We start from the raw sequence: 24049 nt of genomic DNA, 5'->3' as shown, positions 1-24049 counted from the left end.
GAGAAGAGCTTCCGTGACAGCGGTATACCCCTGGCCCAGACGACGTCACCCGTCGTCTCGGCGGTGCTGCCTCCGCGCGGCGTCGTCCAGCCCAACCGGCCGCACGTCGTCGGGATCATCCGACGGCCGCCTTGCGGTCACCCGCTATCGGAACTCGTGGACGACCTCGATCGAACCGACGATGTGCGCGTTGAACTCGTCGAGTTCCTCGGCTGCAACCCACAGCATCGGAGTGGCGGATCCGCCGAAGGACCGCGTCGAGTAGCGGCTCAGGAAACCTGTCTCGACGTGGAAGCGGGCCACGTAGCGCACGGGTCCGAACAGGTTCCAGTTCTGCGCAGCCCTGATCGCGTAGTCCTCGTCGAGCATCGGGAAGAAGTGGGTTTGGTGTGGCCGGAGCGCCGGCCACCTGCGCCCGCCTGCCTCGCGGACGAGGCGGAGTTCCTGCTGTCCCATGGGGCGCCACAGCGCTGTCGTTACGTGGCTGCTCACGTCGCTCTCGCTGCCGTGGTCGGTCGTGAAATCAGGCAGTACCGCCGCTACCGCAGGATCGAACATCCACAGCATGGCGCTGCCTCGCTCGACCGACGTGCTCGAATGCTGCTGTCACCAACTCCGCTCGCCGCCACGCAAGTCCTCAGCCCACGAAAGCGCCCGGCGGACTACGGCTTGTGTCAGCCCCTCTGCGGGGTCGACGTCGACCAACAGCGTCGCTGCCGTGCGCCCCTCGGCCCAGGCATGCGCCTCCGGCGTCAACGCGTCGTCGATCCATACCGCAGGCCGTGAGCCGACATAGCTGGCGATGGCAGGCACCTTCTCCCGTGGCTCGAACGGGATCGGAGGAAAGCCGATCACGGGTAGCTCCGGAAGTTGTAGCACCGGCGCGAGAAACTGGTTCGCCTCGGCGCCCCACCCGGTCGCCCAGACCATGTCGAACCGGTCACCCAGATCCCGGAGCCACGCCGCGTGAGCGCGGCACAGTCGTACCGGCTCCTCGTCCGGGAAGAAGTCGAACTCCTCGTAGCCGGATGGCAGCGGTCTGCCCCGAACGGGTTGAGAACCCCGTCGACGTCCAGCAGGAGGAGAGGCAGACCGCGTGACATGACTGCCACAGTACGGAGCCGGCGTGCAGGCCGAGTCGTCCGTCGCCTGCCATGACCGCCGGCGCTACAACTCACGCCATTCTCGTGCCAGGCCAGCATCGCCCGTGCGGACGAACTCCTCGACGACCCGCCAGGCGCGTTCCAGGTCGAGGACGAAGTTTGCGGTGAACCGGACCGGCTCGTCCAGGATCAGTACCCCGGCATCCGCCACCGCAGGCTCGTCGGCGGCCAGCAGGGACACGGCATCCTCGTCCGCGATCAGTTGGACGACCGCCGCAGACCCCGTAAACCCGAGCGTCAGCACCGGGAATGCGGCGTCGCCCCGTACTTCGAGGTAGCCGCGCCCCTGGGCACGCAGTTCCTCGAACCGCTCGATGAGACTCGCGACGCCCGACCGCTCCATCGGCACGAACCTCCCTGACGTGGGAGACGTGGCACTCCACGAGATGTTCACCCGGCGACCTCCTCGACGATCACCAGGCTATGGCTCCGCATCGGCCGCCGAATTCGCACGAGCGGTACGCGGTGGCGGCGCTAGCATCGGCTACCCGTCACCGTGGGCGGGCACAGGAAGAGGGCGGCGATGGCAGACGTGTCGGTCGAAGTGCCGTCGCCCCTGCGCAAGTGCGTCGTCTTCTGCGAGGTCGAGTGCGTTCGCGGGTGCTGCGGGATCGACGCCGTCTCCACCGACCCCGCTCTCATCAAGGACTGGTGCCGTCAGGCGGGTCCGGCCGCGGTGATCGAGGCCCGCCTTCAACTGGCCGAGCTGATCGAGGTGGTCGAGGACCGCTCCCATTGCGTCACGTCGGACTTCCTGAACCACCGCACACATGACGAGGCCGCACGGCGTGAGTTGCTGGACTTCCTGACCGCGCTCGATGCCGGACTGGCGGCCGGCGACGTGTTGTGAGCGGTCGAGGCTGTCGACCCCGAGCGCGCGGATCGGGTCGATTCACGCCGGCAGTGGTCGCGTCGCCATTCGATCTCGAACCAGCTCACTCATCCCGCAGCGGAGGGGGCAGCGGCGCTTCTCCCCGCAGTGCCATCCCGGCCAGTTCGGCACGCTCGGGATGCAGGAGGTTCTCGCGGAGCGGGTGACGCGGCACGTTGATGCACCGCTGGCCCGCCACCGCCTCGCAGACCGGGCACTGGAGGAACAGGCCGCACTGCGGCACCAGCTCGCCGCCCTGAGCCAGCGCACCCCGGCCGATCTTGACGATCGCCCGGTACAGCTCGTCGTCCTGATGCCGGGCTGCGCCGGCTGCCACCTCCCGCATGCCCTCCCAGAACAGTTCTGCGGCCCTCGGTTCGTCGATGTCGATGTCGATACGCACGATCGGGAGTACCCGCCCTCGGCGCGGTGGAACATCTCCCGCCAGACCTTGCGATGATCCAGTGATGACCTCCTACGTGTCCCACACCACCGTGGACTGTGCCGACGCCTACGCCCTGTCCCGCTGGTGGGCATCGGTTCTCGACTACCGCGAGGACCCGGACGACCCGAACGAGCCGGGCCATGAGGAGTGCATGATCTACTCGCCGGACGGGCGGCACCGGCTGCTGTTCATCGAGGTGCCGGACGCGAAGCAGGTCAAGAACCGTATCCACCTCGACCTGCGCCCGGTCGAGGGGACGCGCGACGAGGAACTGGCCCGGCTGACCGGGCTGGGCGCGGCAGTGGTGGCCGATCGGCGCAACTCTGACGGCACCGGCTGGGCGGTGCTCGCCGACCCGGAGGGCAACGAGTTCTGCATCCTCCGCAGCGACGCCGAGGTGGCCGCCACCCGATCGTGACAGCGACCGAACGGTCGCCCCCGGCTCCAGCCGCCGATCTTGGAGTTGTGGCACCTCTCGAACTTCGCGGATGGGGCGTTACAGGCGCCACAACTCCAAGATCGACGAGCGCGGGCCACGAGGGCGCGCGGCGGGGACGGCGCGGGGTTTGCGGGCTTGTGTGGCACGCTGCGGTGGTGATCGAGCTTGCGGACATCCAGGCGGCCGCCGACCGGATCGCCGACGTCGTCGTGCACACCCCGACCGTGCCCAGCCCGGGGCTGACCGAGCTGCTCGGCGTGCCGGTCACCGCCAAGCTGGAGCTGCTGCAACGTACCGGCTCGTTCAAGGCCCGGGGCGCGGCGGCGAAGCTGCTCGCGCTGGACGACGCGGAGCGGGCGGCCGGGGTGGTAGCGGTCAGCGGCGGCAACCACGGCATCGCGGTCGCGGTGATGGCGGGCGCCCTCGGCGTGGCGGCGACAGTGGTCATGCCCCGCACGGCGCCGGCGCGCGCGGTCGAGGTGGCCCGCGCGGCCGGGGCGGACGTGCGGCTGACCGAGGACATGGCCGGCGCGTTCGCGCTGATGAACCGGCTGCGGGACGAGGGCGTGACGCTGCTGCACCCGTTCGACGACCCGATTGTGCTCGCCGGGCAGGGCACTGTCGGGCTGGAGTTCGCCGACGACGCCGGTGAGCTGACCGACGTGCTGGTCAGCATCGGCGGGGGCGCGCTGATCTCGGGAGTGGCGGCGGCGCTGCGGGCGCTCCGGCCGGGGGTACGCGTCTGGGGCGTGGAGACCGAGGGCGCGCAGGCGATGTCGCAGGCGATCGCGAAGGGCGGCCCGGTCGAGGTGCCGCTGTCGTCGATCGTCACCACGCTCAGCGCGCCGAGCGTCTCGCAGCTCACCTACGACCATGTGACGGCGCTGGTCAGCGACGTTCTCGTGGTCTCCGACGCCGAGGCGGTGCGCGGCACTGTCCAGTTGGCCGAGCACGCCAAGGTGTGGGCCGAGCCGGCCGCCGGGTGCCTGCTGCCCGCCGCCCGCCGGGTGATCGAGCGGGTGGGGGATGACGCCCGGCTGGGCCTGGTGGTCTGCGGCGGCAACACCACCGTCGCCGACGTGACCACGTGGGCCGGCCGCTTCGGCGTCTGACCCGCCGCACCCACCGCCGCACCACGCGACCGCCGCGCCGAGCGCGCGACCGCGCCAGGCGGCGGCCACCGCGCAAGACGCGCGACCACCGCGCCAGAGCACGCGACCCCGCCAGGAGGCCACCGCACAAGACGCGCGACCGCCGCGCCACAGAACCCGGGGGTACGCCGGCCGCCTCCGGTCCGGACGGGTGGGACCGGGACGACCGGCGTACGTCAGGACGTGGCCGGAGTGGCCCCGTCGAGCAGTTCGGCGAGCCGGGCCGCTGTGGTCGGGGCGTGCAGGTGCAGCCGCGCCACGTTGATGCTGTCCGTGCCGATCACGGCGAGCAGCGCCTGCCCGTTGATCGCGTAGACGCTGAGGTAGCCGCCCGCGTTGCGCACCGTGGACTGCTGGAAGTCGCCCTGTCCGAGCCGCGACCCGACCTGGCGGCCGAGCCCGTACATGGTGGCGGCGAGCGCGGCCAGGTCGTCCGGGTCGGCGCCGTTCTGCAGGTTGTGCGTGACGAGCAGCCCGTCGACGCCGCCGAGGACGCAGCCGTGCACGCCGGGGATCTGCAACCGCAGGGCGGAGAGTTCCTGGGCGATGGCCGGGTAGGGCAGCGCCGGGTTGCCGGCCAGCGACTGTGGGAGCGCCCGTGGTGGCGGCAGGGTGCCGGCCTGGGCGCGCGTACGGCGGGGGAGGTCGTCCACCCGGCTCACAGTTCCAGGCTCTCCTCGATCGTGCGCAGTTGGTGCCGCGCCATCGCGAGGTTGGCCCGGCTCTTGCTCACCATCAGGTAGAGGAACAGGCCCTTGCCGGTGCGGTTGCTCAGCGGGCGGATCAGGTGGTACTGGCTGCCGAGCGTGATCAGGATGTCCTCGATCTCGTCGTCGAGCTTGAGCATCTCGATGGTGCGCAGCTTGGCGCGTACCACGTCGGTGTTGCCGGCGGCGGCGACCGTCAGGTCGATCTCGCCGGTGCCCCCGGCGACGCCGAGGGTCATGCCACTGGTGTAGTCGACGAGCGCGGCCCCGATCGCGCCGTCGATGTTCATCGCGTTCTTCAGCGCGATGTCAAGGTTGCCCACGATTTTCTCTCTCCCCAGCTCGGGCCGCTGTCCGCCGGAGCGGGCGGGCAGCGGATTCGGTCCGTCGAGGCTCGCATATGGAGTCCCGGCCTGCATCCGGGCCGCTGGTGATCCACCTGAGCGGTCCCCGCCGGACCGGCCGCCGGTCCCGCCAAAGGGACCACGGCGTCCCATTGCCGATCACCGTTTGTCCTGCTACGACAGTGCCCCCACCCTATGTAGAGTTCCGATAGAGTAGGCCCGTGCGACTGACCGTTCCGGTGGCGAAGGTGCTCTCGGCGCTGCTCGCCGAGCCCGGGGCGCCGCGCTACGGCCTCGACCTGATGCGGCTCACCGGCCTGTCCAGCGGGACGCTCTATCCGGTGCTGCACCGCCTCCGGGCGGCCGGCTGGCTCGTCGCCGACTGGGAGGACGTCGACCCGGTCGCCGCCGGCCGCCCGGCCCGCCGCTACTACCGGCTGACCGGCGAGGGCATCCGGTCGGCCCGGCTGGCACTGGCCGAGCTGCGTGCCCTCGTATCCGTTGAGCGTGCCGGCGCGGACCCGGCCGGGGCGCCCGCGTGGTGACGCGGCGGGTGGCCGCCTTGCTGCTGCGGGTCGCGGTGCGCCGCTGGCCGGCGGAGCTGCGTGCCGGCCTGGCCCGGGAGTGGGCCGCCGAGCTGCACGAGCTGGCCCGGACCGGCCGGCGGTGGGGGATGCTTCGGTTCTCCGCGAGCCTGGCCGCCAGCCGGGCCGCCCCGCCACTGACCGGCCGGGCCGGGGCGCGGCGGCTGGGGCTAACCGCGGGGGTGTTGCTGCTCGCGCCGCCGGCCTGCGTCGCCGTTCTCGTGCTGGCGGGCGCGGTGATGGGCCTGACCCACGGGTGGCTGGAGATGCGCGTGCCGTGGGCCGCCGCCGCGCAGTTGCCGACCTGGTCGGCGCTCACCGCGCTGCTCGGCGTGGCGCTCGCGCTCGTCGTCGGCCAGGCCGCGCGCCGGACCGTACGCGTGGGGGCGCTGCCCACCGCGCTCGGCGTGGTGCTGCCGATCGCCGCGACGGTGACCGCCACGCTGGCGCTGCTCGCCGCCCGGGGCGAGAGCCGCGTCCGGGAGAGCGTGCCCGGGCTGCTGCTCTGGCTGGCGCTGCTGGTCCCGGCGCTCTGGGCCGCCGGGGCGCTGGCGCGCCGGGGTCGGGTCCGGGCCGCGTGGTCGGCCGGGCTGCTCGGCGCGCTGGTGGCGGCCGACGCGGCGGTGGTGCTCGCGGTGGTCACCTCGATCCCGGCCACCGCACCCGTGGCGGACGGCCTGCCGCCGGACTCGGTGGACCGGATCTCCGCGCCGCTCTGGCTGCTCACCTGCTGGACCGACTCGTCGTTCGGGCTGCCCCGGCCGACCGGGTGGGAACGGTTCCTCATCACCGACCGGGTGCTCGTCGAGCCGATGTTCCACCTGGCCTGCACGCCCTACGCCCTGGCGTACGCGATCGCGGCGGCCCGGCCGGCGCCTGCCGCCGTACCCGGTCCGGCGTCCGTCCCGGCCCCCGCCTGACCGTCAGGCGTTCCAGCTCAGCGCCCGGCCGGCCCGCTCGTAGTGCCCGGCCAGCTCGGCGTCGATCCGCGCGGCCCGTTCCTCGGTGAGCGTCACCGCCGGGTCCTGCCAGGGCCGCGCGCCGAGCATCCGGTGCCGCAGGCCGGTCGGCGGGTGGGTGGCGAACAGCGAGGTGTCCTCCCGCACGGTGAGCTGGCGTTCCAGCGACAGCCGCCCGGCCGCCGCGTCCAGCGCGCGTCCCGTCTCCACCCGCCAGGTGTCCGGCCCGTGGCCGCCGCGCACCGCGTTGCGCACCGCCGTGGCCACCGATTCGGTCCGCAGCAGCGTGTCCAGCAGCCGGGTCGCGCCCGCCGTGCCGCCGGCGCGGGCGGCCATCTCGTCGGCCAGGTACTCGGCCCGCTGGCTCTCCCGCAGCGCGGTGGCGACGAGCACCACGTGCCCGGCGAACAGGAGCCGCGACAGCGTCCAGGACGCCAGGTGCCCGAGCCACTCGCCGACCATCACCAGCAGCCCGCCGCCGTCCGACCCGCCCCGGGGCCGGAACAGGTCGGCGGCGTTGCCGAGCATGGTCAGCGCCGGCTGGGTCACCGGCCCCCGGCGTACGTCGCCGTTGACGAAATGGCCCAGCTCGTGGCCCAGCAACGCGACCCGTGCCGGTCCGTCCAGGGCGCCCCACAGCGGCAGTCCGAGACCGAGCACGCGCCGCCGGCGCAGTCCCACCGACGTCGCGTACGCGTTGATGTCGCCGTCGACGCCGATCACGTGCGGCATCGGCGCGCCCACCGCTGTGGCCACCTCCCGGACCAGGGCGTGCAGCTGCGGCGCCTCCCGTTCGGTCAGCACGTCCAGGTCCCGGTCGAGCCGGCCGAAACGCGGCCGCAGCGCCACCGCGAGCGCGAGGAGCGCCACGCCGCCGACCACCGCGAGGTTCGGGAATGGGTACGCGAACAGCAGCCACACCCCGGCCACGGCGAGTCCCGCGACGCCGAGCAGGAGCAGTACCGAGATGCCGGCGACGAGCACGCCGGTGAGCCCCGGCCCGGTCGACTCCAGCGACCGGCCGAGCAGGGTGGCGTACTGCTGGCGGGTGAGCCGCGCGGCGAGCCGGTGGGTCCGCCGGTCGACCCATGACCAGCCGAACTCCGGCGGCTGGCGGCGCGCGTCGTAGGTGTCGAGGTTCCAGTCGCAGCCGGCACACCAGGGCAACGCCCCGTCCAGCGACACCGGCGTCGCGCCGCATCGCGGACAGGCCCCCGTGCCCGTCGTCGTGGTGATCACGAGCGCCGATCCTGTCCGGTTCCCACCCGCGCCGGTACCGGCCGTTCGGACGAGTGCGGGCATCTCCGGGTCTTCCGCCGTTCCCCGCCGCAACCGCCCCGACCAGGTCTAATGTGGAGAAGGACGTGACTATTTGTGCCGTTCCGGTGGCGGCCGGGCGGTTCCCGGTGCACAGTGATCGCATGAGCGACGACGGAAGTGGTGGGCACTACTACTGGTGCACGCGACACCACCGGGTCGAGACCGATGCCGACGTGTGCCCCGCCAAGCACGTTCTCGGACCGTACGCCTCAGCCGCCGACGCGGACAACGCCCTGCAGAAGGTGCGGGAGCGGAACGACGCGTGGGACGCCGAGGACGCCCGTTGGGCCGGGGAGGGCCGCTAGACGGCGCGGGAGGGCCCGCGTCGAGGTGATCCGTGCTCCCGCGAGGGCGGGAGCACGTCCCCAGGAAAGGGAACCGAGATGGCCGAAGCACAGCAGGCCACCCGCCCGGCCGCGAAACGGACGACCGCGAAGAGGACCGCCGCGGGCAGGACGACGACGGTCACCAAGGCGTCGCCGAACGCCTCGGGCGCCGGCGCCGGACGGACACCGGCGAAGAAGGCGGCGGCCAAGAAGGCAGCCGCCAGGAAGGTCGTGTCGGCGGCCCGCAAGGCGCCGGCCACCAAGGCCACCACCAGCAGGACGACGGCGAAGAAGACCGCCGCCCGTACGGCACCGGCCGGCCGGGCCGCCGCCAAGAGCGCGCCGGCCAAGAAGACCACGGCGAAGAAGACGACCGCGAAGAAGACCACGGCGGCCAAGAAGACGGCGGCGGCGAAGAAGACCACAGCGGCCCGGAAGACCACGACGGCCCGGACCACCGCCACCGCGAAGAAGGCGCCGGCCCGCAAGACGACGGCGGCGAAGAAGACGACGGCGGCCAAGAAGACCACCGGCGCGCGGAAGGTCACCTCGGCGGCGAAGAAGACCACCGCCGCCAAGAAGACCACGGCGGCGAAGAAGGCGCCGGCGAAGAAGACCACCGCCTCGACGCGTCCCACGGCGCGCAAGGCGGCGGCGAAGAAGGCGCCCGCGCGCAAGACCACGACCGCGCGCAAGACCACCACCACGGCGAAGAAGACCACCGCCGCGAAGAAGGCGCCGGCCCGCAAGAGCACCGCCGCGAAGAGCACCGCCGCACGTAAGGCGCCGGCCCGCCGCGCCTGACGCCGCGGACACCGCTCCCTCCCGGGGAGCGGAACGTGCGGGGCGCTGTCAGGATTGACCGCGTGGTGATCCGACGCGTACTGGCGCCCCGTATCGACTTCGGCGCGCTGCGCCGCGAGCTGGGACTGCCCGAGAGCTTCCCGGCCGCGGCGCAGCGCGAGGCCGACGCGGCCGCCGCCGCGCCGCCACCGGCGGTCGCCGACCGGACCGACATCCCGTTCGTCACCGTCGACCCGGCGACCTCGCGCGACCTCGACCAGGCCATGCACCTCACCCGCCGTCCCGGCGGCGGCTACCGCGTCCGGTACGCGATCGCGGACGTGCTGACCCACGTACGCCTCGGCGGTGACCTGGAGGCCGAGACGTGGCGCCGGGGGCAGACGGTCTACCTGCCCGACGGCAACGTGCCGCTGCACCCGCACACGCTCAGCGAGGGGGCGGCCAGCCTGCTGCCCGACGCCGACCGGGCCGCCGTGCTCTGGACCGTCGACCTGGACGCCGACGGCGGCACCGTCGCCGTCACGCTGGAGCGGGCGCTGGTGCGCAGCCGGGCCAAGCTCGACTACGGCGGCGTGCAGCGCGACGCCGACGCCGGCCGGCTGCCCGAGCCGATCGCCCTGCTGCCCGAGATCGGGGCGCTGCTCACCGCGCGCGGCCTGAGCCGGGGCGCGATCAACCTGCCGCTGCCCGAGCAGGACGTCGAACCCGACGGCGACGGGTGGCGACTGGTGCTGCGCGGCCCCGGCCCGATGGAGGAGCACAACGCGCAGATCTCGCTGCTGACCGGCATGGCGGCGGCGGACATCATGCTGGCCGGCCGGATCGGGCTGCTGCGCACCATGCCCCGCCCCCGCCCGGAGGCGGTCGAGCGGCTGCGGCTCGCCGCCGGCCCGCTCGGCGTGCCCTGGCCGGACGGCACACCCGTGGGCCAGGTGCTCGACGGCCTTGACACCTCCCAGCCCCGGGTGGCCGCCTTCGTCGACCAGGCCGCCGAGCTGATGCGCGGCGCCGCGTACACCGCCTTCGACGGGGAACTGCCCGAGCAGCCCGGGCACGGCGGGGTGGCGGCCGCGTACGCGCACGTCACGGCGCCGCTGCGACGGCTGGCCGACCGCTACGCCACCGAGGTCTGCCTGGCGCTGCACGAGGGCCGCGAGGTGCCCGAGCAGGTCCGGGCCGCGCTGCCGAAGCTGCCCGAGGTGATGGCCGCGACCGACCGTACGGCGGGCGCCGCCACCCGGGGCGCTGTGGAACTGGCCGAGGCGGTGCTGCTCGCACACCGGGTGGGGGAGACGTTCGAGGCGGCGGTGCTCGACGTGGACGAACCGCGCCCGGCGGGCAACGGACGCCCCGGCCGCCCGCCCGGCGGCACCATCGCGCTCGACGAGCCGCCGGTGCGCGCCCGCTGCACCGGCGAGCTGCCGCTGGGCGAACGCGTCCGGGTACGCCTCACCGCCGCCGACCCGGCCCAGCGCCGGGTCGCCTTCGAACGGGCGTGACCAGCGCGGCCATTGTCACAGCATCGGGATGCACCGCACGCGGCCCCGCTTTGCGAGGATGAGCCCATGGCTTACGACGCGACCACGCTGCCCGACGTCTCCGGGCTGACCGTCGGCATCATCGGTGGCACCGGCGACCAGGGACGGGGTCTCGCCTACCGGTTCGCCCGGGCCGGGCAGACCGTGCTGATCGGCTCCCGCACCGCGGAGCGGGCCACCCAGGCCGCCGCCGAGATCGCCGCCCTGCCGCACGTACCCGAGGGTGCCGTCGTCTCCGGCGGCGACAACGAGGACGTCGCGCGGCGCAGCGACGTGGTGATCGTGGCGGTGCCGTGGGACGGGCACGCGGCCACCGTCGCCGCACTCGCCGGACCGCTGGCCGGCAAGATCGTGGTGGACTGCGTCAACCCGCTCGGCTTCGACAAGCAGGGCCCGTACGCGCTCGACGTCGCCGAGGGCAGCGCCGTGCAGCAGGCCGCCGCGCTGCTGCCCGAGTCCCGGGTGTGCGCCGCGTTCAACCACGTCAGCGCGCCGCTGCTGGCCGACCCGGAGATCGACCGGATCGACCTGGACGTGCTGATCTGCACCGAGGACCGGGAACTCGTGGGCGTGGTCGGCGCGCTGGCCGCGCGGATCCCCGGCATGCGGGGCATCTACGCCGGACGGCTGCGCAACGCCCACCAGATCGAGGCGTTCACCGCCAACCTGATCGCGATCAACAAGCGCTACAAGGCGCACGCCGGCATCCGCGTCACCGACCTCTGACGGGCGCGGCAGGAGCCGGCCGGCGCCGGCTCCCGCCGTACCCGCCTCAGAACGTGTGCTCGGCCGCCGGGAACTCGCCGCCGCGCACGTCGTCGGCGAACCGGCGGGTGGCGTCGGTGAGCACGCCGGCCAGGTCGGCGTAACGCTTCACGAAGCGCGGCGCCCGGCCGGTCCGCAGCCCGGCCATGTCCTGCCAGACCAGCACCTGCCCGTCGGTGTCCGGGCCGGCCCCGATGCCGACGGTGGGGATGGGCAGCTCGGCCGTGACCCGCTTGGCCACCTCACCCGGCACCATCTCCAGCACCACCGCGAACGCGCCCGCCTCGGCCACCGCCCGCGCGTCGGCGAGCACCTCCTCGGCCGCCTCGCCCCGGCCCTGCACCCGGTAGCCGCCGAGCGTGTGCTCGCTCTGCGGGGTGAAGCCGATGTGCGCCATCACCGGGATGCCGGCCCCGGTGATCGCCTCGATCTGGGCGGCACAGCGCCGCCCGCCCTCCAGCTTCACCGCGTGGCAGCCGCCCTCCTTCATGAACCGCACCGCGGTGCGCAGCGCCTGCGCCGGCCCCTCCTCGTACGAGCCGAACGGCAGGTCACCGACGATCAGCGAGTGCTTCGTGGCGCGGACCACGGCACGCACCAGCGGCAGCAGCTCCTCGGCGGTCACCGGCAGCGTGGTCTCGTAGCCGAAGACGTTGTTCGCCGCCGAGTCGCCGACCAGCAGCACCGGGATCCCCGCCTGGTCGAAGATCGAGGCCGTGTACTGGTCGTACGACGTCAGCATCGCCCACCGCTCGCCGCGCTCCTTGGCGGCGATCAGGTCGCGGGTGCGTACCCGCCGGGTGGCCGGCCCGCCGTAGAGGGCGGTCACCTCGGCCGGGGTGGACTCCACCATGACAATCTCCTTCCTCGAGGCCGCGCACGCGGTCCCCGGGTTCCCCGCGATCGTCGCACCGGGCGGCGGGCCGCGGGCAGGTCGGAGTGGAGGATGTCACTCCCCGGCCGGGGGAGCGGTCAGCCGTCCTCGCGCCACCGGTTGGTGATCGGCAGCCGCCGGTCCCGCCCGAACGCCTTCATGGAGATCTTGGTGCCGGGCGCCGACTGCCGTCGCTTGTACTCGGCGGTATCCACCATCCGCAGCACCTTGTCCACCACCGCCGGGTCGTGGCCGGACTCGACCAGGCCGTCGCGGCCCAGGTCACCGTCGACGTAGCCGATCAGGATCGGGTCGAGCACGTCGTAGTCGGGCAGCGTGTCGCTGTCGAGCTGGCCCGGGCTCAGCTCCGCCGACGGCGGCTTGCCGATCGAGTTCTCCGGGATCGGCGGCGTCTGCCCGCGCCGTACCGCGTCGGCGTTGCGCCACTTCGCCAGCCGCCACACGAGCGTCTTCCAGACGTCCTTGACCGGGTTGTAGCCGCCCACCGAATCGCCGTAGAGCGTCGAGTAACCCACCGCCAGCTCGCTCTTGTTGCCGGTGGTGAGCACCAGGTGGCCCTCCTGGTTCGACAGCGCCATGAGGATCACGCCGCGTACCCGGGCCTGGAGGTTCTCCACCGCCACCCCGGACAGCGACATGTTCGCCAGGAACGTGTCCACCATCGGCTGGATCGGCTCGACCCGGTAGTCCAGGCCGGTCCGCTTCGCCAGGTCCTCGGCGTCGGTGCGGGAGTGCTCCGAGGAGTGCTGGCTGGGCATCGAGACGCCGACGACCCGGTCCGGGCCGACCGCGTCCACCGCGATGGCCGCCGCCACCGCCGAGTCGATGCCGCCGGACAGGCCGAGCACCACCGAGGGGAAGCGGTTCTTGTCGATGTAGTCGCGCAGGCCCAGCACCAGCGCGTGCCACACCTCGGCCTCGTCGGCGACCGGCTCGATGATCCCGCCGTCGGCCGCCGGGCCGGGCGGTGCGGCCGGGATCGCCGGGATCTCGTGGCGGACCACGCGCATCCCGTCGGTCAGCGCGCCGGCCTCGCCCGGTGCCCCGGTCGCCGCCGGCAGCTCCAGGTCGTGCACCACCAGGTGCTCGACGAACTGCGGCGCCCGGGTCAGCAGCGTGCCGTCCGCGGCGACGATCATCGAGTCGCCGTCGTAGACCAGCTCGTCCTGGCCGCCGACCATGTTCACGTACGCGATGGCGGCCCCGGCCTCGGCGGCGCGCCGGCGCACCAGCGGCAGCCGCACGTCGTCCTTGTTCAGCTCGTACGGCGAGCCGTTGATGCTCAGCACCAGCCCGACGCCGGCCTCCCGGGCCACCGCGAACGGGCCGCCGGCCTGCCACAGGTCCTCGCAGATGGTCAGCGCCACGTCCACCCCGCCCACGCGCACCACTGTCAGCGTGTCGCCGGCGACGAAGTAGCGGTCCTCGTCGAAGACGCCGTAGTTGGGCAGGTGGTGCTTGAAGTAGGTGGCCACCACCTCGCCCCGGTGCAGCACCGCCGCCGCGTTGCGGGCGCCCCGGCCCGGCTGGGCGTCCGAGCTGACCTGCGGAGGGCCGTCCGCGTCCAGGTAGCCGACCAGCACCGGCAGGTCACCGAGGCCGTCGGCGGCCAGGTCGGCGGCGAGCCGGTGCAGCGCGGCGCGGGACGCGGCGACGAACGAGCGGCGGAACACCAGGTCCTCGACCGGGTAACCGGTGAGCATCAGCTCGGGGAACAGGACGAGCTGGGCGCCGGCGTCGGCGGCCCGACGGCTCCACGCGCGGACCAGGCCGGCGTTGCCGGCGAGGTCGCCTACCGTCGGGTTGACCTGGCACAGGGCGAGACGCAGGGTGGGCATGTCCCCATCTTCCCCCAGGCGTCCCGGCCGAATCCGACCGGTTACGGCAGAACGGGGTACCGCGGCCCCGGTGTCCCAGCCCGGTGGACACGGCGGGACGGCCGGCCGGGGAGGGCGTAACGTCGGCGTAACGAGCCCGGTGGAGACTGGGCGGTCAGGCCGGGCCGGCCCGACCGGTGCGGACGTACGTGTCACGAGGGGTGGAAGTGGACCGTCAGCAGGAGTTCGTCCTCCGTACGCTGGAAGAGCGGGACATCCGTTTCGTCCGGCTGTGGTTCACCGATGTGCTCGGCACGCTCAAGAGTGTCTCGGTGGCCCCCGCGGAACTGGAGGCGGCCTTCGACGAGGGCATCGGTTTCGACGGCTCCGCGATCGAGGGCTTCGCCCGGGTCTTCGAGTCGGACATGGTCGCCATGCCGGACCCGACCACGTTCCAGGTCTTCCCGTTCGAGGGCGGGGTCAGCGGCGAGAGCGCCCGGATGTTCTGCGACATCTCGCTGCCCGACGGCAGCCCGTCCTGGGCCGACCCGCGGCACGTGCTGCGCCGGATGCTCTCCCGGGCCGCCGACAAGGGCTTCACCTTCTACACCCACCCGGAGATCGAGTTCTTCCTGCTGGAGAACGGCCCGCAGGACGGCTCGGTGCCGATCCCCGTCGACACCGGCGGCTACTTCGAGCACACCACGCACGCCGTGGCGCGGGACTTCCGCCGCCAGGCCGTGCTGGCGCTGGAGCGGATCGGCATCTCGGTGGAGTACAGCCACCACGAGGTCGCCCCCGGCCAGCAGGAGATCGACCTGCGCTACGCCGACGCGCTCACCACCGCCGACAACATCATGACGTTCCGGCACGTGGTGAAGGAGGTCGCGCTCTCCACCGGCGTGCAGGCCAGCTTCATGCCGAAGCCGTTCACCGACCAGCCCGGCAACGGCATGCACACCCACCTGTCGCTGTTCGAGGGGGAGCGCAACGCGTTCCACGACGCCGGCGACCCGATGAAGCTGTCCAAGGTCGCCAAGTCGTTCATCGCCGGGCTGCTCACCCACGCCCGCGAGTACACAGCGGTGACCAACCAGTGGGTCAACTCGTACAAGCGGCTGTTCCCGCAGGCGCTGCCGGACCGGATCACCGAGAGCCCGGCGTACGTCTGCTGGGGTCACCTGAACCGGTCCGCGCTGGTCCGGGTGCCCGCGTACGGCAAGCCGAACTCGGCCCGGGTCGAGGTCCGCTCGCTGGACTCCGCGACCAACCCCTACCTGGCGTTCGCGGTGATGCTCGGCGCCGGCCTCAAGGGCATCGAGGAGGGCTACGAGCTGCCCCCGGGCGCCGAGGACGACGTCTGGTCGTTGAGCAGCGCCGAGCGCCGCGCCATGGGGTACGAGGCGCTGCCGGAGAACCTGGCCGAGGCGATCGACGTGATGGCGGGCTCCGAGCTGGTCGCCGAGGTGCTCGGCGAGCACGTCTTCGACTTCTTCCTGCGCAACAAGCGCTCCGAGTGGGAGCAGTACCGCCGCGAGGTCACCCCGTACGAGCGGCAGCGTTACCTGTCGCTCTAGATCACGCTGGCGCGGTGCCGCTATCGTCTGCGGCACCGCCCCGGCACCTCCGCCGGGCGGCGTGAGCCGGGGAGGCGTTGGTGCTGGGAGATCTGCTCGACGGGGCGTGGCAGAGCATCGTGTTCGGGATCGTCGGGGTGGCGCTGATGGCCGCCGGATTCCTGCTCGTCGACCTGCTCACCCCGGGCAGGCTGCGGGAGCTGATCTGGGTACGCCGCAACGGCAACGCCGCGCTGCTGCTCGCCGCCAACCAGCTCGGCATCGCCGGCATCGTCTTCACCGCCGTGCTGACCAGCTACAGCTCGTTCACCAAGGGGCTCGCTTCCACTGTGGTGTTCGGGCTGGTCGGCCTGCTGGTGATGGCGCTGGCGTTCCTGGTGCTGGACCTGCTCACCCCGGGCAAGCTGGGCGACGTCATCGCCGCCGACGAGCCGCACCCGGCGGCCCGGGTCAGCGCCGCCACCCACTTCGGCGCCGCGCTGATCGTCTGCGCCTGCATCGCCTGAGTGGTGTCGTACCCCGGGGTTAGCGTCCGGGGGTGAACCGCACCGACCGTCTCTACGCCCTGGTCGAGGAACTGCGGGCGGTGTCGCCGCGCCCGCGCAGCGCGAGCTGGCTGGCCCGCCGCTTCGAGGTGAGCACCCGCACCGTCGAGCGCGACATCTCCGCGTTGCAGGGCGCCGGGGTGCCGATCTGGGCCGAGCCGGGCCGCACCGGCGGCTACGTGGTCGACCGGGCGCGCACGTTGCCGCCGGTCAACCTGACCCCGGCCGAGGCGGTGGCGATGGCCGTCGCGTTGCACCGGCTCGGCGGCTCCCCGTTCGCCCCGGCGGCCGGCGCCGCGCTGCGCAAGCTGGTCGCGGTGATGCCGCCCGCAGCGGTGGCCGAGGCGCACCGGCTCGCCGGCCGGGTGCACCTGGTCGGCGACGGGCCGGGCACGCCCGTCCCGGCCGCCGTCGCCGACGCGGTCGCCGCCGGGCGGGTGCTGCGCCTGCGGTACGCCGACCGCGGCGGCGCCGATTCGGCGCGCGACGTGGAGCCGCTTGCCTACCTGGGCAACTCGGTGCACTGGTACCTGGTCGCCTGGTGCCGTCTGCGCGACGGTCTGCGCTGTTTCCGCACCGACCGGATCGTGTCGGTGCACCCGCTGGCCGAGCCGGTGACCCGGGAGCTGCGTCCCGGTGACCTCGACGTGCCGGTCGACCGGGTGCGCCCGCTCAGCCTGGTCTGATCCGGGTGGAAACACCGACAGGACGCTGTCGTGACCCGGTAGCACGCTGAATCCTGACGACGCCGGCCGACGCCGGCGCGAACCCTCAGGAGGAAGCATGTCCAGCACGCCCGTGACCTGGTTCGAGATCGGCTCCGACCGCCCGGACGAGGCGCAGCGGTTCTACTCCGAGCTGTTCGGCTGGAGTTTCGACGAGCAGGGCGGCCCGGGCGGGTCGTACCGGCAGACGGCGGCCGGCGGTGGGCGGGGGATCGGCGGCGCGATCCGGGACACCGACACCGGCAACTACGCGATCTTCTACGCCCAGGTGGCGGACGTCGCGGAGACCTGCCGCCGGGCCGAGACGGCCGGCGGGACCGTACTGACGGCGCCGGTGACCACGCCGATCGGACTCGTACGCGCCCTGTTGCGCGACCCGTCGGGCAACCTGCTCGGCGTCTTCACCCCGCCCGCCGAGGGCTGACGGTGTGTCGGGTGCGGTCGTCGCCGGGACTGCGACGACCGCACCGGGAACGGCGCGGTGGCGGTGCCCGTCCGGGCACCGCCACCGGGGGTGGCCCCGCTCAACTCCGGCCAGGAGGAGGGAACGGCCGGTGAGGGGCGGCGGGGCCACCACGTCACTTGCCGCCCTGGCCCTCCTGCTCGGCCTCGGCGCCCTTGTCGGCCTTGTCGCCGCCCTTGCCGTGGTGGCCGGGCCGGCCGTCGTGGCCGCCCTTGCCCGGGCCCGGGAACACGCCGGCCTCGGCGGCCTTGAGCACCGCGTCGGCCTGCTCCTGGGTGAGCTTGCCGTCGGTGACGGCCTGGTCCAGCCGCTCCTTCAGCGCGGCCTGCCGGTCCTCGGTCGACGGCCGCTCCGGCCGCGCCGGGCGGTCGCCCTGCCGCTGCTCGTGCAGCTTCTCCAGCGCCGCGGTCACCTTGTCGGTCGGGACGCCCAGCTCCTTCGCGAGCGCCTCGGCGAACTCGGCCTGCCGGTCGGCGTGCTTCTGGCGGCGGTCGTCACCCTGGTCGGTGCTGCTGCTGGCGCTCGAAGACGGGTTCGGGCTCTTGTCGTCGGCGAGCGCCACCGTCGGGGCGGCGATCCCGACGCCGAGCACACCGGCGGCGGCCAGGCCGACCAGCAGGTGCTTCTTCGACATCGTGCGGATCATGCGATCCTCCTGTTCGGTGGTGGTGCGATGACGTCACCGACAGTGGTCGCCGGAACTGAGGGCAACCCGTGGCGAACCTGTCAGCGAGCTGGCAATCCCGCCCGGAAGGCCCGTTTTATTCGCGTTGCCGGCACGCCGGAGTGCCCGCAAGGCTGGGTGAAACCCGACGAAAGGCCACTCGATGACACAGCCCGCCATCCGCGAGATCCCGCTCACCGGGCCGGGCTCCGGGCCGTACTCGATCACGGTCGGGCCCGACGGCGCCCTCTGGCTGACGCTGGCCGGCTCCGGCGGCGTCGCCCGGCTCGGCCTCGACGGCGAGGTGCGGACCTACCGCGACGACCCGCCCGGCAGCCGTCCGCTGATCATCGCCGGCGGCCCCGACGGCGCGCTCTGGTACACCCGCTCGGGCGACGACCGCCTCGGCCGGATCACCGTCGACGGCGAGACCAGCTCCGTGGAGTTGCCGCCCGGCTGCGGCCCGTGCGGGCTGGCGGTGGGTGCGGACGGCGCGCTCTGGTACGCCGGCATGAACGACGACACGGTCGGCCGGGTGGGCGTCGATGGGGAGGTCACGTCCTTCCCGCTGCCGGTCGAGAAGGGCTTCCCGTCGATGCTCGCCGCCGGGCCGGACGACGCGCTCTGGCTCACGCTCAACCAGGCGAACGCGATCGCCCGGGTCGGCCTGGACGGGTCGGTGACAGCGCATCCGCTGCCCACCGAGGCGGCCGGACCGGTCGGCATCACCCGGGGCGGCGACGGCGCGCTCTGGTTCGTCGAGATCGTCGCCGGGCAGATCGGCCGGATCACGCCGGACGGGCGGATCGACGAGATCCCGTTGCCGGACCGGGAGGCCCGCCCGCACGCGATCGTCGCTGATCCGGCCGGCGGCTGCTGGTTCACCGAGTGGGGCGCCAACCGCATCGGTCACGTCGACCCCGACGGCCACGTCACCGCCCACGACCTGCCGACCCCGGCGTCCGAACCCCACGGCCTCACGGTCACCCCCGACGGCGCGGTCTGGGCGGCCCTGGAGATCGGCGCGGTGGCCCACCTGACCCCGCCCGCGCCACCCTCGCCGCGTTGATCAGCCGCCCCCGCCGCGTCGATCATGAAGTTGGCGGCAGTTGTGGATCTCCAAACCGCCGCTAACCTCATGATCGCCGGGGCCGGGGCTGCGTCAGCGGACGGCGGGGGTTGCCGTCAGGGTGCCGCTGGTGGCGTCCAGGGTGGCGGGGGTGCCTACCGGGACGGTGAGCTGGCCCGGGCCGTGGCCGACGGGCAGGCCGCCGAGGACCGGCACGCCGAGGTCGCCCAGGCGGTCGGTGAGCACGTCCACGACAGTGGTGTCCCAGCCGTCCGCGCACTCGGTGAACTGGCCGACCGCCACCCCGGCGATCCCGTCCAGCGCGCCGCAGCGGCGCAGGTGGGTGAGCATCCGGTCGATCTTGTACGGCGGCTCCTGCACCTCCTCGACCAGCAGGATCGCCCCGGTCAGGTCGGGCATGTCCGGCGTGCCGATGGACGCGGTGATCAGGCACAGGTTGCCGCCGAGCAGCCGGCCCTCGGCCCGTCCGGGCACCCGCACCGGGTACGTCTCCTCCGCCTCGACCGCCGCCACGGTCACCGGCTCGGTGCTGGTCAGCGCGGCGTGCAGCGACTCCGCCGAGCGGATCGGCGTGCGCTCGTCCCGCCACGCGGCGCCCGGCCCGTGCACCCCGGCCAGCCGGGCGCCCCGCCACAGCGCGAACTGCAACGCGGTGATGTCGGAGAACCCGGCCACCACCTTCGGATCCCGCCGCACCGCGGCCATGTCGATCAGGTCGACCACCCGCTGCGCGCCGTAGCCGCCCCGGGTGCAGATCACCCCGCGGATCTCCGGGTCGGCGAACGCCGCGTTCAGGTCCGCGGCCCGCAGCACGTCGTCGCCGGCCAGATAACCCCGCCTGGCGTACGCGTTCGGCGCGGGCACCGGGCGCAGGCCCCAGCCGGTGAGCAGCTCGATGCCGCGGGCCACCCGTTCGGGACGGGTCGGCCCGGACGGGGACACCAGCATCACCGCGTCGCCGGGACGCAGGGCCGGTGGGCGCAGGCAGTCGTCAGGCACGATCGGAGCCTAGGGCCTGCCGGACCGTGCCCTGTCGGCCGCACCGGTTAGCCTCGACGTCGTGGCGACCGCGCTGGTGATCGAGAACGACCCGACCGACGACCTCCGCCGCCTGGGGGAGTGGCTCACCGAAGGGGGCCTTGAGCTGCGCGTGCTGCGTCCGCACGCCGGCGATCCACTCCCCGCCGACCTGGAGGGGTACGCCGCGCTCGTGGTGCTCGGCGGCGACCAGCAGGCTTACCCACGGGCCGACGGCGACCCCGGCGCGCCCTGGTTCCCGGCGCTGGAGGGGCTGATGCGCAAGGCGGTCCGGCGGCGGGTGCCCACGCTGGCGATCTGCCTCGGCGCGCAACTGCTCGCCACCGCGCACGCCGGCCGGGTCGAGCGCAGCCCGTCCGGGCCGGAGATCGGCCCGGCGCTCGTGGGCCGGCGCGACGCCGCCGAGGACGACCCGCTGTTCCGGTACGTGCCGCTGATGCCCGACGTGCTCCAGTGGCACGCCGACGAGATCACCGAGCTGCCGCACGGCGCGACGCTGCTGGCCGCGTCCACCCGCTACCCGCACCAGGCGTTCCGCCTCGGCGACCGGGCCTGGGGCCTGCAGTTCCACATCGAGTGCGACACCGCGATGATCGCCGAGTGGTCCCGCGACTCGGCCGTGCTGGCCGAGCTGGACTACGACCCGGAGCTGGTGGTGGCCGCCTGCGACCGGGTGATGGCCGACGTCGAGGAGGCGTGGCAGCCGTTCGCGATCCGGTTCGCCGCCCTCGCGCTCGGCGAACTCGGCGACGACAATCCGCGCCGCAGCCTGCCGCTGCTCGGGGCCTGACGGTGACCCGGCCGGCCCGCGGGCGCCTGGCCCGCTACGGATTCGCCGAGGGCGACGGCGCCACCCGCGCCGCCGACCTGCTCGGCCCGGAAGGGCTCGCCCTGTGGCGGCCCGACACCCAGGAGCCCGCCGACGAACGCGCCGCCGAGCTGCTCGGCGCGTTGTCCCGGGCCGCCGACCCGGACCTGGCCCTGCGTCAGCTGCACCGGCTGGTCGAGTCCGAGCGGCGCTCCGGCGACGAGGTGGCCGTACGCGACGCCCTGGCCGCCGACCCCGGGCTGCGCCGCCGGTTGATCGCGGTGCTCGGCGCGTCCTCCGCGCTCGGCGACCACCTGGTCGCCAACCCCGGGCAGTGGGCGGTGCTGGCGACCGAGCCGGACGGGCTCGCCCCCACCGCGGACGGGCGGCTCGACCTGAGCGTCGCCGCCCGGCTGACCACGATGACCGGCGCGGTCCCGCTGCTGCGGCAGGCGTACCGTCTCGCGCTGCTGCGGATCGCGGCGGCCGACCTGACCGGCGGGCGGGGCCTGGAGCAGACCATGGCGGCGCTGTCCGGGCTGGCCGACGCCACGCTGGCCGCCGCCTACGACATCGCCGCCGACGAGCTGCCCGAGGGGACGCCGCGCCCCCGGCTCGCGGTGGTGGCGATGGGCAAGTGCGGTGGCGACGAGCTGAACTACGTCTCCGACGTCGACGTCATCTTCGTCTCCGCGACCGACGACGACCTGCCCGCCGCGACCCAGATCGCCACCCGGCTGATCCAGATCTGCGGGCTGGTGGCCTGGCCGGTCGACGCGGCGCTGCGACCCGAGGGCAACCGGGGGCCGCTGGTCCGCACGCTCGCCAGCCACCTCGCCTACTACAAGCGCTGGGCTCGCACCTGGGAGTTCCAGGCGCTGCTCAAGGCCCGTCCGGCGGCCGGCGACCTGGAACTGGCCAAGGAGTGGATCGACGCGCTGGCCCCGCTCGTGTGGACCGCCGCCGAACGCCCCGAGGCGGTCGAGGACGTCCGGTCCATGCGCCGCAAGATTCTCGACAACGTGCCGCCGAAGGAGCTGGAACGCGAGATCAAGCGCGGTCCGGGCGGGCTGCGCGACATCGAGTTCGCCGTCCAGCTGCTCCAGCTCGTGCACGGCCGGGGTGACGAGGCGCTGCGGGTGCCCGGCACCGTACCGGCGCTGCGCGCGCTCGTCGCCGGCGGCTACGTGGGCCGCGCCGACGGGGAGGCGCTGCTGCGCGGCTACCGCTTCCTGCGGGCCGTCGAGCACCGGCTCCAGCTCCAGGCCCTGCGCCGTACCCACACCGTGCCGACCGAACCGGCCGCGCTGCGCTGGCTCGCCGCCGCGCTCGGCTACGCGGCCACGCCGGGCCGCAGCGCCGTCGAGGAGTTCCGCGCCGAGTGGGTCACCCACGCCACCGAGGTACGCCGGCTGCACGCCAAGCTGCTCTACCGGCCGCTGCTGGAATCCGTGGCCCGCGTACCGGCCGAAGGGCTGCGCCTCACGCCCGAGGCGGCCCGGCACCGGCTGGAGGTGCTCGGCTTCGCCGACCCGGCCGGCGCGCTGCGGCACCTCCAGGCGCTCACCGGCGGGGTCAGCCGCACCGCCGCCATCCAGCGCACGCTGCTGCCGGTGCTGCTCGACGAGTTCGCCGACGCCCCCGAGCCGGACCGCGGTCTGCTCAACTACCGGCAGGTCTCCGACAAGCTCGGCAGCACCCCCTGGTACCTGCGCCTGCTGCGTGACTCCGGCCCGGTCGCGCGCCGGCTGGCCCGGGTGCTGTCCTCCTCCCGGTACGCGGCCGACATGCTGGCCCGCGAACCGGAGGCGCTGCGGCTGCTCGCCGAGGACAGCGAACTGACCCCGCGTCCGCGCGAGACGCTGGTCGAGGGATTCGCCGCCGCCGTCGCCCGGCACGACGACCCGGTCGAGGCGATCCGGGCGGTCCGCGCGCTGCGCCGCCGGGAGCTGGTCCGGATCGCCGCCGCCGACGTGCTCAGCCACGCCGGCTCGCTCGCCCCGCTCACCCCGCGCCCGGTCGGCGGCGGGGAACGCCGGCCCACAGTGGTGGACGTGACGGCTGTGGGCACCGCGCTGTCCCACGTCGCCGACGCCACGCTGGCCGCCGCGCTGCGCGCCGCCCGTACCGTCCACCCCGGACCGCCCGGCCTGCGCTTCGCGGTGATCGGCATGGGCCGGCTCGGCGGGTACGAGTCGAACTACCTCTCCGACGCCGACGTGCTGTTCGTCTACGATCCGCCGCCCGGGGTGGAGGAGAGCGCGGCGAGCGCCGCCGCGCACGCGATCGCCGAGGAGCTGCGCCGGCTGCTGTCCGCGCCCGCCCCCGACCCGCCGCTCGGCGTCGACGCCGACCTGCGCCCCGAGGGCCGGCAGGGCCCGCTGGTCCGCAGCCTCGCCGCGTACGCCCAGTACTACGCGCGCTGGTCCCGGGTGTGGGAGGCGCAGGCGCTGCTGCGGGCGCGGTTCGTCTGCGGCGACGCGGACCTGGGCGCCGAGTTCGAAGCCATGATCGAGCCGGTGCGCTACCCGGCCGAGGGGCTGAGCCGCGAGCAGGTGGTGGAGATCCGCCGGATCAAGGCGCGGGTGGAGACCGAGCGGCTGCCCCGCGGCGCCGACCCGGCCACCCACACCAAGCTGGGCCGGGGCGGTCTCGCCGACGTCGAGTGGGCGGTGCAGTTGCTCCAGCTCCGGTACGCCGGTCAGGTGCCCGCCCTGCGCGGCACCCGTACGCTCGACGCGCTCGCCGCCGCCCGCGACGCCGGCCTGCTCGACCCTTCCGACGCCGCCGAGCTGGCCGCAGGCTGGACGCTCGCCGCCGAGGTGCGCGACGCGCTGATGCTGGTCCGCGGCCGGGCCGGGGACCAGTTGCCCCGGCACGGGGTGGAGCTGGCCGGTGTGGTGCGGCTGCTGGGGCGCGAGGACCAGGGCGAGTTCCTCGACGAGTACCTGCGCACCGGCCGCCACTCCCGCACAGTCGTCCAGCGAATCCTGGAGTCCCCCCTCTAACCC

27 protein-coding genes are annotated in these 24049 nt (G+C 73.9%); 16 read left to right on the top strand and 11 right to left on the bottom strand.

The window, feature by feature from the left end; translation table 11 throughout:
* Nucleotides 1-144: 144 nt before the first annotated feature.
* From M8C11_RS29025 to M8C11_RS29015, 3 genes are all read right to left on the bottom strand, one after another.
* Nucleotides 145-456, bottom strand: a complete 312-nt coding sequence (locus M8C11_RS29025; RefSeq protein WP_252454590.1) for an ADP-ribosylation/crystallin J1 — start codon at nucleotides 454-456, stop codon at nucleotides 145-147.
* Between the two features lie 150 nt (nucleotides 457-606).
* Nucleotides 607-930 (bottom strand): hypothetical protein, encoded by a 324-nt coding sequence (locus tag M8C11_RS29020; RefSeq protein WP_252454575.1) that lies wholly within the window; start codon nucleotides 928-930, stop codon nucleotides 607-609.
* Nucleotides 931-1167: 237 nt separating this feature from the next.
* On the bottom strand, nucleotides 1168-1506 hold the full coding sequence (locus tag M8C11_RS29015) for a hypothetical protein (RefSeq protein WP_252454589.1): 339 nt from the start codon (nucleotides 1504-1506) through the stop codon (nucleotides 1168-1170).
* Between the two features lie 180 nt (nucleotides 1507-1686).
* Between M8C11_RS29015 and M8C11_RS29010 the strand changes: the two genes are divergently transcribed.
* Nucleotides 1687-2013 carry a DUF6331 family protein gene (locus M8C11_RS29010; RefSeq protein WP_252454573.1) on the top strand — a complete coding sequence of 109 codons (327 nt, stop codon included), beginning with the start codon at nucleotides 1687-1689 and terminating at the stop codon, nucleotides 2011-2013.
* A gap of 85 nt (nucleotides 2014-2098) precedes the next feature.
* On the opposite strand, the gene M8C11_RS29005 is transcribed toward M8C11_RS29010, so the two are convergent.
* Nucleotides 2099-2437 (bottom strand): hypothetical protein, encoded by a 339-nt coding sequence (locus M8C11_RS29005; protein WP_151501377.1) that lies wholly within the window; start codon nucleotides 2435-2437, stop codon nucleotides 2099-2101.
* Nucleotides 2438-2501: 64 nt separating this feature from the next.
* On the opposite strand from M8C11_RS29005, the gene M8C11_RS29000 reads away from it, so the two are divergent.
* On the top strand, nucleotides 2502-2897 hold the full coding sequence (locus M8C11_RS29000; protein WP_252454571.1) for a VOC family protein: 396 nt from the start codon (nucleotides 2502-2504) through the stop codon (nucleotides 2895-2897).
* 176 nt (nucleotides 2898-3073) lie between these two features.
* Nucleotides 3074-4030 carry a threonine/serine dehydratase gene (locus tag M8C11_RS28995; RefSeq protein ID WP_252454569.1) on the top strand — a complete coding sequence of 319 codons (957 nt, stop codon included), beginning with the start codon at nucleotides 3074-3076 and terminating at the stop codon, nucleotides 4028-4030.
* A gap of 215 nt (nucleotides 4031-4245) precedes the next feature.
* Here M8C11_RS28995 and M8C11_RS28990 read toward each other — a convergent pair whose 3' ends face one another.
* The gene (locus tag M8C11_RS28990) at nucleotides 4246-4722 is read right to left on the bottom strand and encodes a roadblock/LC7 domain-containing protein (protein WP_252454567.1); all 477 of its coding nucleotides are present in this window, start codon (nucleotides 4720-4722) and stop codon (nucleotides 4246-4248) included.
* Between the two features lie 5 nt (nucleotides 4723-4727).
* Nucleotides 4728-5099, bottom strand: coding sequence for a hypothetical protein (locus M8C11_RS28985; protein ID WP_013287772.1), 372 nt, complete (start codon nucleotides 5097-5099; stop codon nucleotides 4728-4730).
* Between the two features lie 242 nt (nucleotides 5100-5341).
* On the opposite strand from M8C11_RS28985, the gene M8C11_RS28980 reads away from it, so the two are divergent.
* A complete protein-coding gene (locus M8C11_RS28980; protein WP_252454565.1) occupies nucleotides 5342-5665 on the top strand; it encodes a PadR family transcriptional regulator in 324 nt (107 codons plus the stop codon).
* Nucleotides 5659-6624, top strand: coding sequence for a hypothetical protein (locus M8C11_RS28975; protein ID WP_252454563.1), 966 nt, complete (start codon nucleotides 5659-5661; stop codon nucleotides 6622-6624). Before M8C11_RS28980 ends, M8C11_RS28975 begins: the two co-directional genes overlap by 7 nt.
* A 3-nt stretch (nucleotides 6625-6627) precedes the next feature.
* Here M8C11_RS28975 and M8C11_RS28970 read toward each other — a convergent pair whose 3' ends face one another.
* On the bottom strand, nucleotides 6628-7902 hold the full coding sequence (locus tag M8C11_RS28970; protein WP_252454561.1) for a M48 family metalloprotease: 1275 nt from the start codon (nucleotides 7900-7902) through the stop codon (nucleotides 6628-6630).
* A 182-nt stretch (nucleotides 7903-8084) separates the two neighbouring features.
* Between M8C11_RS28970 and M8C11_RS28965 the strand changes: the two genes are divergently transcribed.
* The 4 genes from M8C11_RS28965 to npdG all read left to right on the top strand — a co-directional run bounded on the left by M8C11_RS28965 (nucleotide 8085) and on the right by npdG (nucleotide 11377).
* Nucleotides 8085-8288, top strand: coding sequence for a hypothetical protein (locus tag M8C11_RS28965; RefSeq protein WP_244933240.1), 204 nt, complete (start codon nucleotides 8085-8087; stop codon nucleotides 8286-8288).
* 78 nt (nucleotides 8289-8366) lie between these two features.
* Nucleotides 8367-9113 (top strand): histone, encoded by a 747-nt coding sequence (locus M8C11_RS28960; RefSeq protein ID WP_252454559.1) that lies wholly within the window; start codon nucleotides 8367-8369, stop codon nucleotides 9111-9113.
* Nucleotides 9114-9175: 62 nt separating this feature from the next.
* A complete protein-coding gene (locus M8C11_RS28955) occupies nucleotides 9176-10612 on the top strand; it encodes an RNB domain-containing ribonuclease (RefSeq protein ID WP_252454557.1) in 1437 nt (478 codons plus the stop codon).
* 66 nt (nucleotides 10613-10678) lie between these two features.
* On the top strand, nucleotides 10679-11377 hold the full coding sequence (gene npdG, locus M8C11_RS28950; RefSeq protein WP_091421243.1) for an NADPH-dependent F420 reductase: 699 nt from the start codon (nucleotides 10679-10681) through the stop codon (nucleotides 11375-11377).
* A gap of 46 nt (nucleotides 11378-11423) precedes the next feature.
* On the opposite strand, the gene panB is transcribed toward npdG, so the two are convergent.
* Nucleotides 11424-12269, bottom strand: a complete 846-nt coding sequence (panB, locus tag M8C11_RS28945; RefSeq protein ID WP_252454555.1) for a 3-methyl-2-oxobutanoate hydroxymethyltransferase — start codon at nucleotides 12267-12269, stop codon at nucleotides 11424-11426.
* A 119-nt stretch (nucleotides 12270-12388) separates the two neighbouring features.
* Nucleotides 12389-14149 (bottom strand): NAD+ synthase, encoded by a 1761-nt coding sequence (locus M8C11_RS28940; RefSeq protein ID WP_252454553.1) that lies wholly within the window; start codon nucleotides 14147-14149, stop codon nucleotides 12389-12391.
* A gap of 206 nt (nucleotides 14150-14355) precedes the next feature.
* On the opposite strand from M8C11_RS28940, the gene glnA reads away from it, so the two are divergent.
* The 4 genes from glnA to M8C11_RS28920 all read left to right on the top strand — a co-directional run bounded on the left by glnA (nucleotide 14356) and on the right by M8C11_RS28920 (nucleotide 17399).
* Nucleotides 14356-15705, top strand: a complete 1350-nt coding sequence (gene glnA, locus M8C11_RS28935; protein ID WP_121683520.1) for a type I glutamate--ammonia ligase — start codon at nucleotides 14356-14358, stop codon at nucleotides 15703-15705.
* Nucleotides 15706-15785: 80 nt separating this feature from the next.
* The gene (locus tag M8C11_RS28930; protein ID WP_120568708.1) at nucleotides 15786-16211 is read left to right on the top strand and encodes a DUF350 domain-containing protein; all 426 of its coding nucleotides are present in this window, start codon (nucleotides 15786-15788) and stop codon (nucleotides 16209-16211) included.
* 32 nt (nucleotides 16212-16243) lie between these two features.
* The gene (locus M8C11_RS28925; RefSeq protein ID WP_252454551.1) at nucleotides 16244-16936 is read left to right on the top strand and encodes a YafY family protein; all 693 of its coding nucleotides are present in this window, start codon (nucleotides 16244-16246) and stop codon (nucleotides 16934-16936) included.
* A gap of 97 nt (nucleotides 16937-17033) precedes the next feature.
* Nucleotides 17034-17399, top strand: a complete 366-nt coding sequence (locus tag M8C11_RS28920; protein ID WP_252454549.1) for a VOC family protein — start codon at nucleotides 17034-17036, stop codon at nucleotides 17397-17399.
* A 154-nt stretch (nucleotides 17400-17553) separates the two neighbouring features.
* On the opposite strand, the gene M8C11_RS28915 is transcribed toward M8C11_RS28920, so the two are convergent.
* Nucleotides 17554-18084: a hypothetical protein gene (locus tag M8C11_RS28915; RefSeq protein WP_252454547.1), complete on the bottom strand. Its 531-nt coding sequence runs from the start codon at nucleotides 18082-18084 to the stop codon at nucleotides 17554-17556.
* A 181-nt stretch (nucleotides 18085-18265) separates the two neighbouring features.
* On the opposite strand from M8C11_RS28915, the gene M8C11_RS28910 reads away from it, so the two are divergent.
* The gene (locus M8C11_RS28910; RefSeq protein WP_252454545.1) at nucleotides 18266-19171 is read left to right on the top strand and encodes a virginiamycin B lyase; all 906 of its coding nucleotides are present in this window, start codon (nucleotides 18266-18268) and stop codon (nucleotides 19169-19171) included.
* Nucleotides 19172-19264: 93 nt separating this feature from the next.
* Here M8C11_RS28910 and M8C11_RS28905 read toward each other — a convergent pair whose 3' ends face one another.
* The gene (locus M8C11_RS28905; RefSeq protein WP_256487660.1) at nucleotides 19265-20140 is read right to left on the bottom strand and encodes an LD-carboxypeptidase; all 876 of its coding nucleotides are present in this window, start codon (nucleotides 20138-20140) and stop codon (nucleotides 19265-19267) included.
* Between the two features lie 112 nt (nucleotides 20141-20252).
* Between M8C11_RS28905 and M8C11_RS28900 the strand changes: the two genes are divergently transcribed.
* Nucleotides 20253-21020 carry a gamma-glutamyl-gamma-aminobutyrate hydrolase family protein gene (locus M8C11_RS28900; RefSeq protein WP_252454543.1) on the top strand — a complete coding sequence of 256 codons (768 nt, stop codon included), beginning with the start codon at nucleotides 20253-20255 and terminating at the stop codon, nucleotides 21018-21020.
* A gap of 2 nt (nucleotides 21021-21022) precedes the next feature.
* Nucleotides 21023-24046: a bifunctional [glutamine synthetase] adenylyltransferase/[glutamine synthetase]-adenylyl-L-tyrosine phosphorylase gene (locus M8C11_RS28895; RefSeq protein ID WP_252454541.1), complete on the top strand. Its 3024-nt coding sequence runs from the start codon at nucleotides 21023-21025 to the stop codon at nucleotides 24044-24046.
* Nucleotides 24047-24049 lie beyond the last annotated feature (3 nt).

Origin of the sequence: Micromonospora sp. CPM1 (assembly GCF_023896895.1) — a bacterium.
GTDB lineage: Bacteria > Actinomycetota > Actinomycetes > Mycobacteriales > Micromonosporaceae > Micromonospora > Micromonospora tulbaghiae.
The sequence above is the reverse complement of the archived record's forward strand: the minus strand, read 5'-3'. Positions and strand labels throughout refer to the sequence as shown.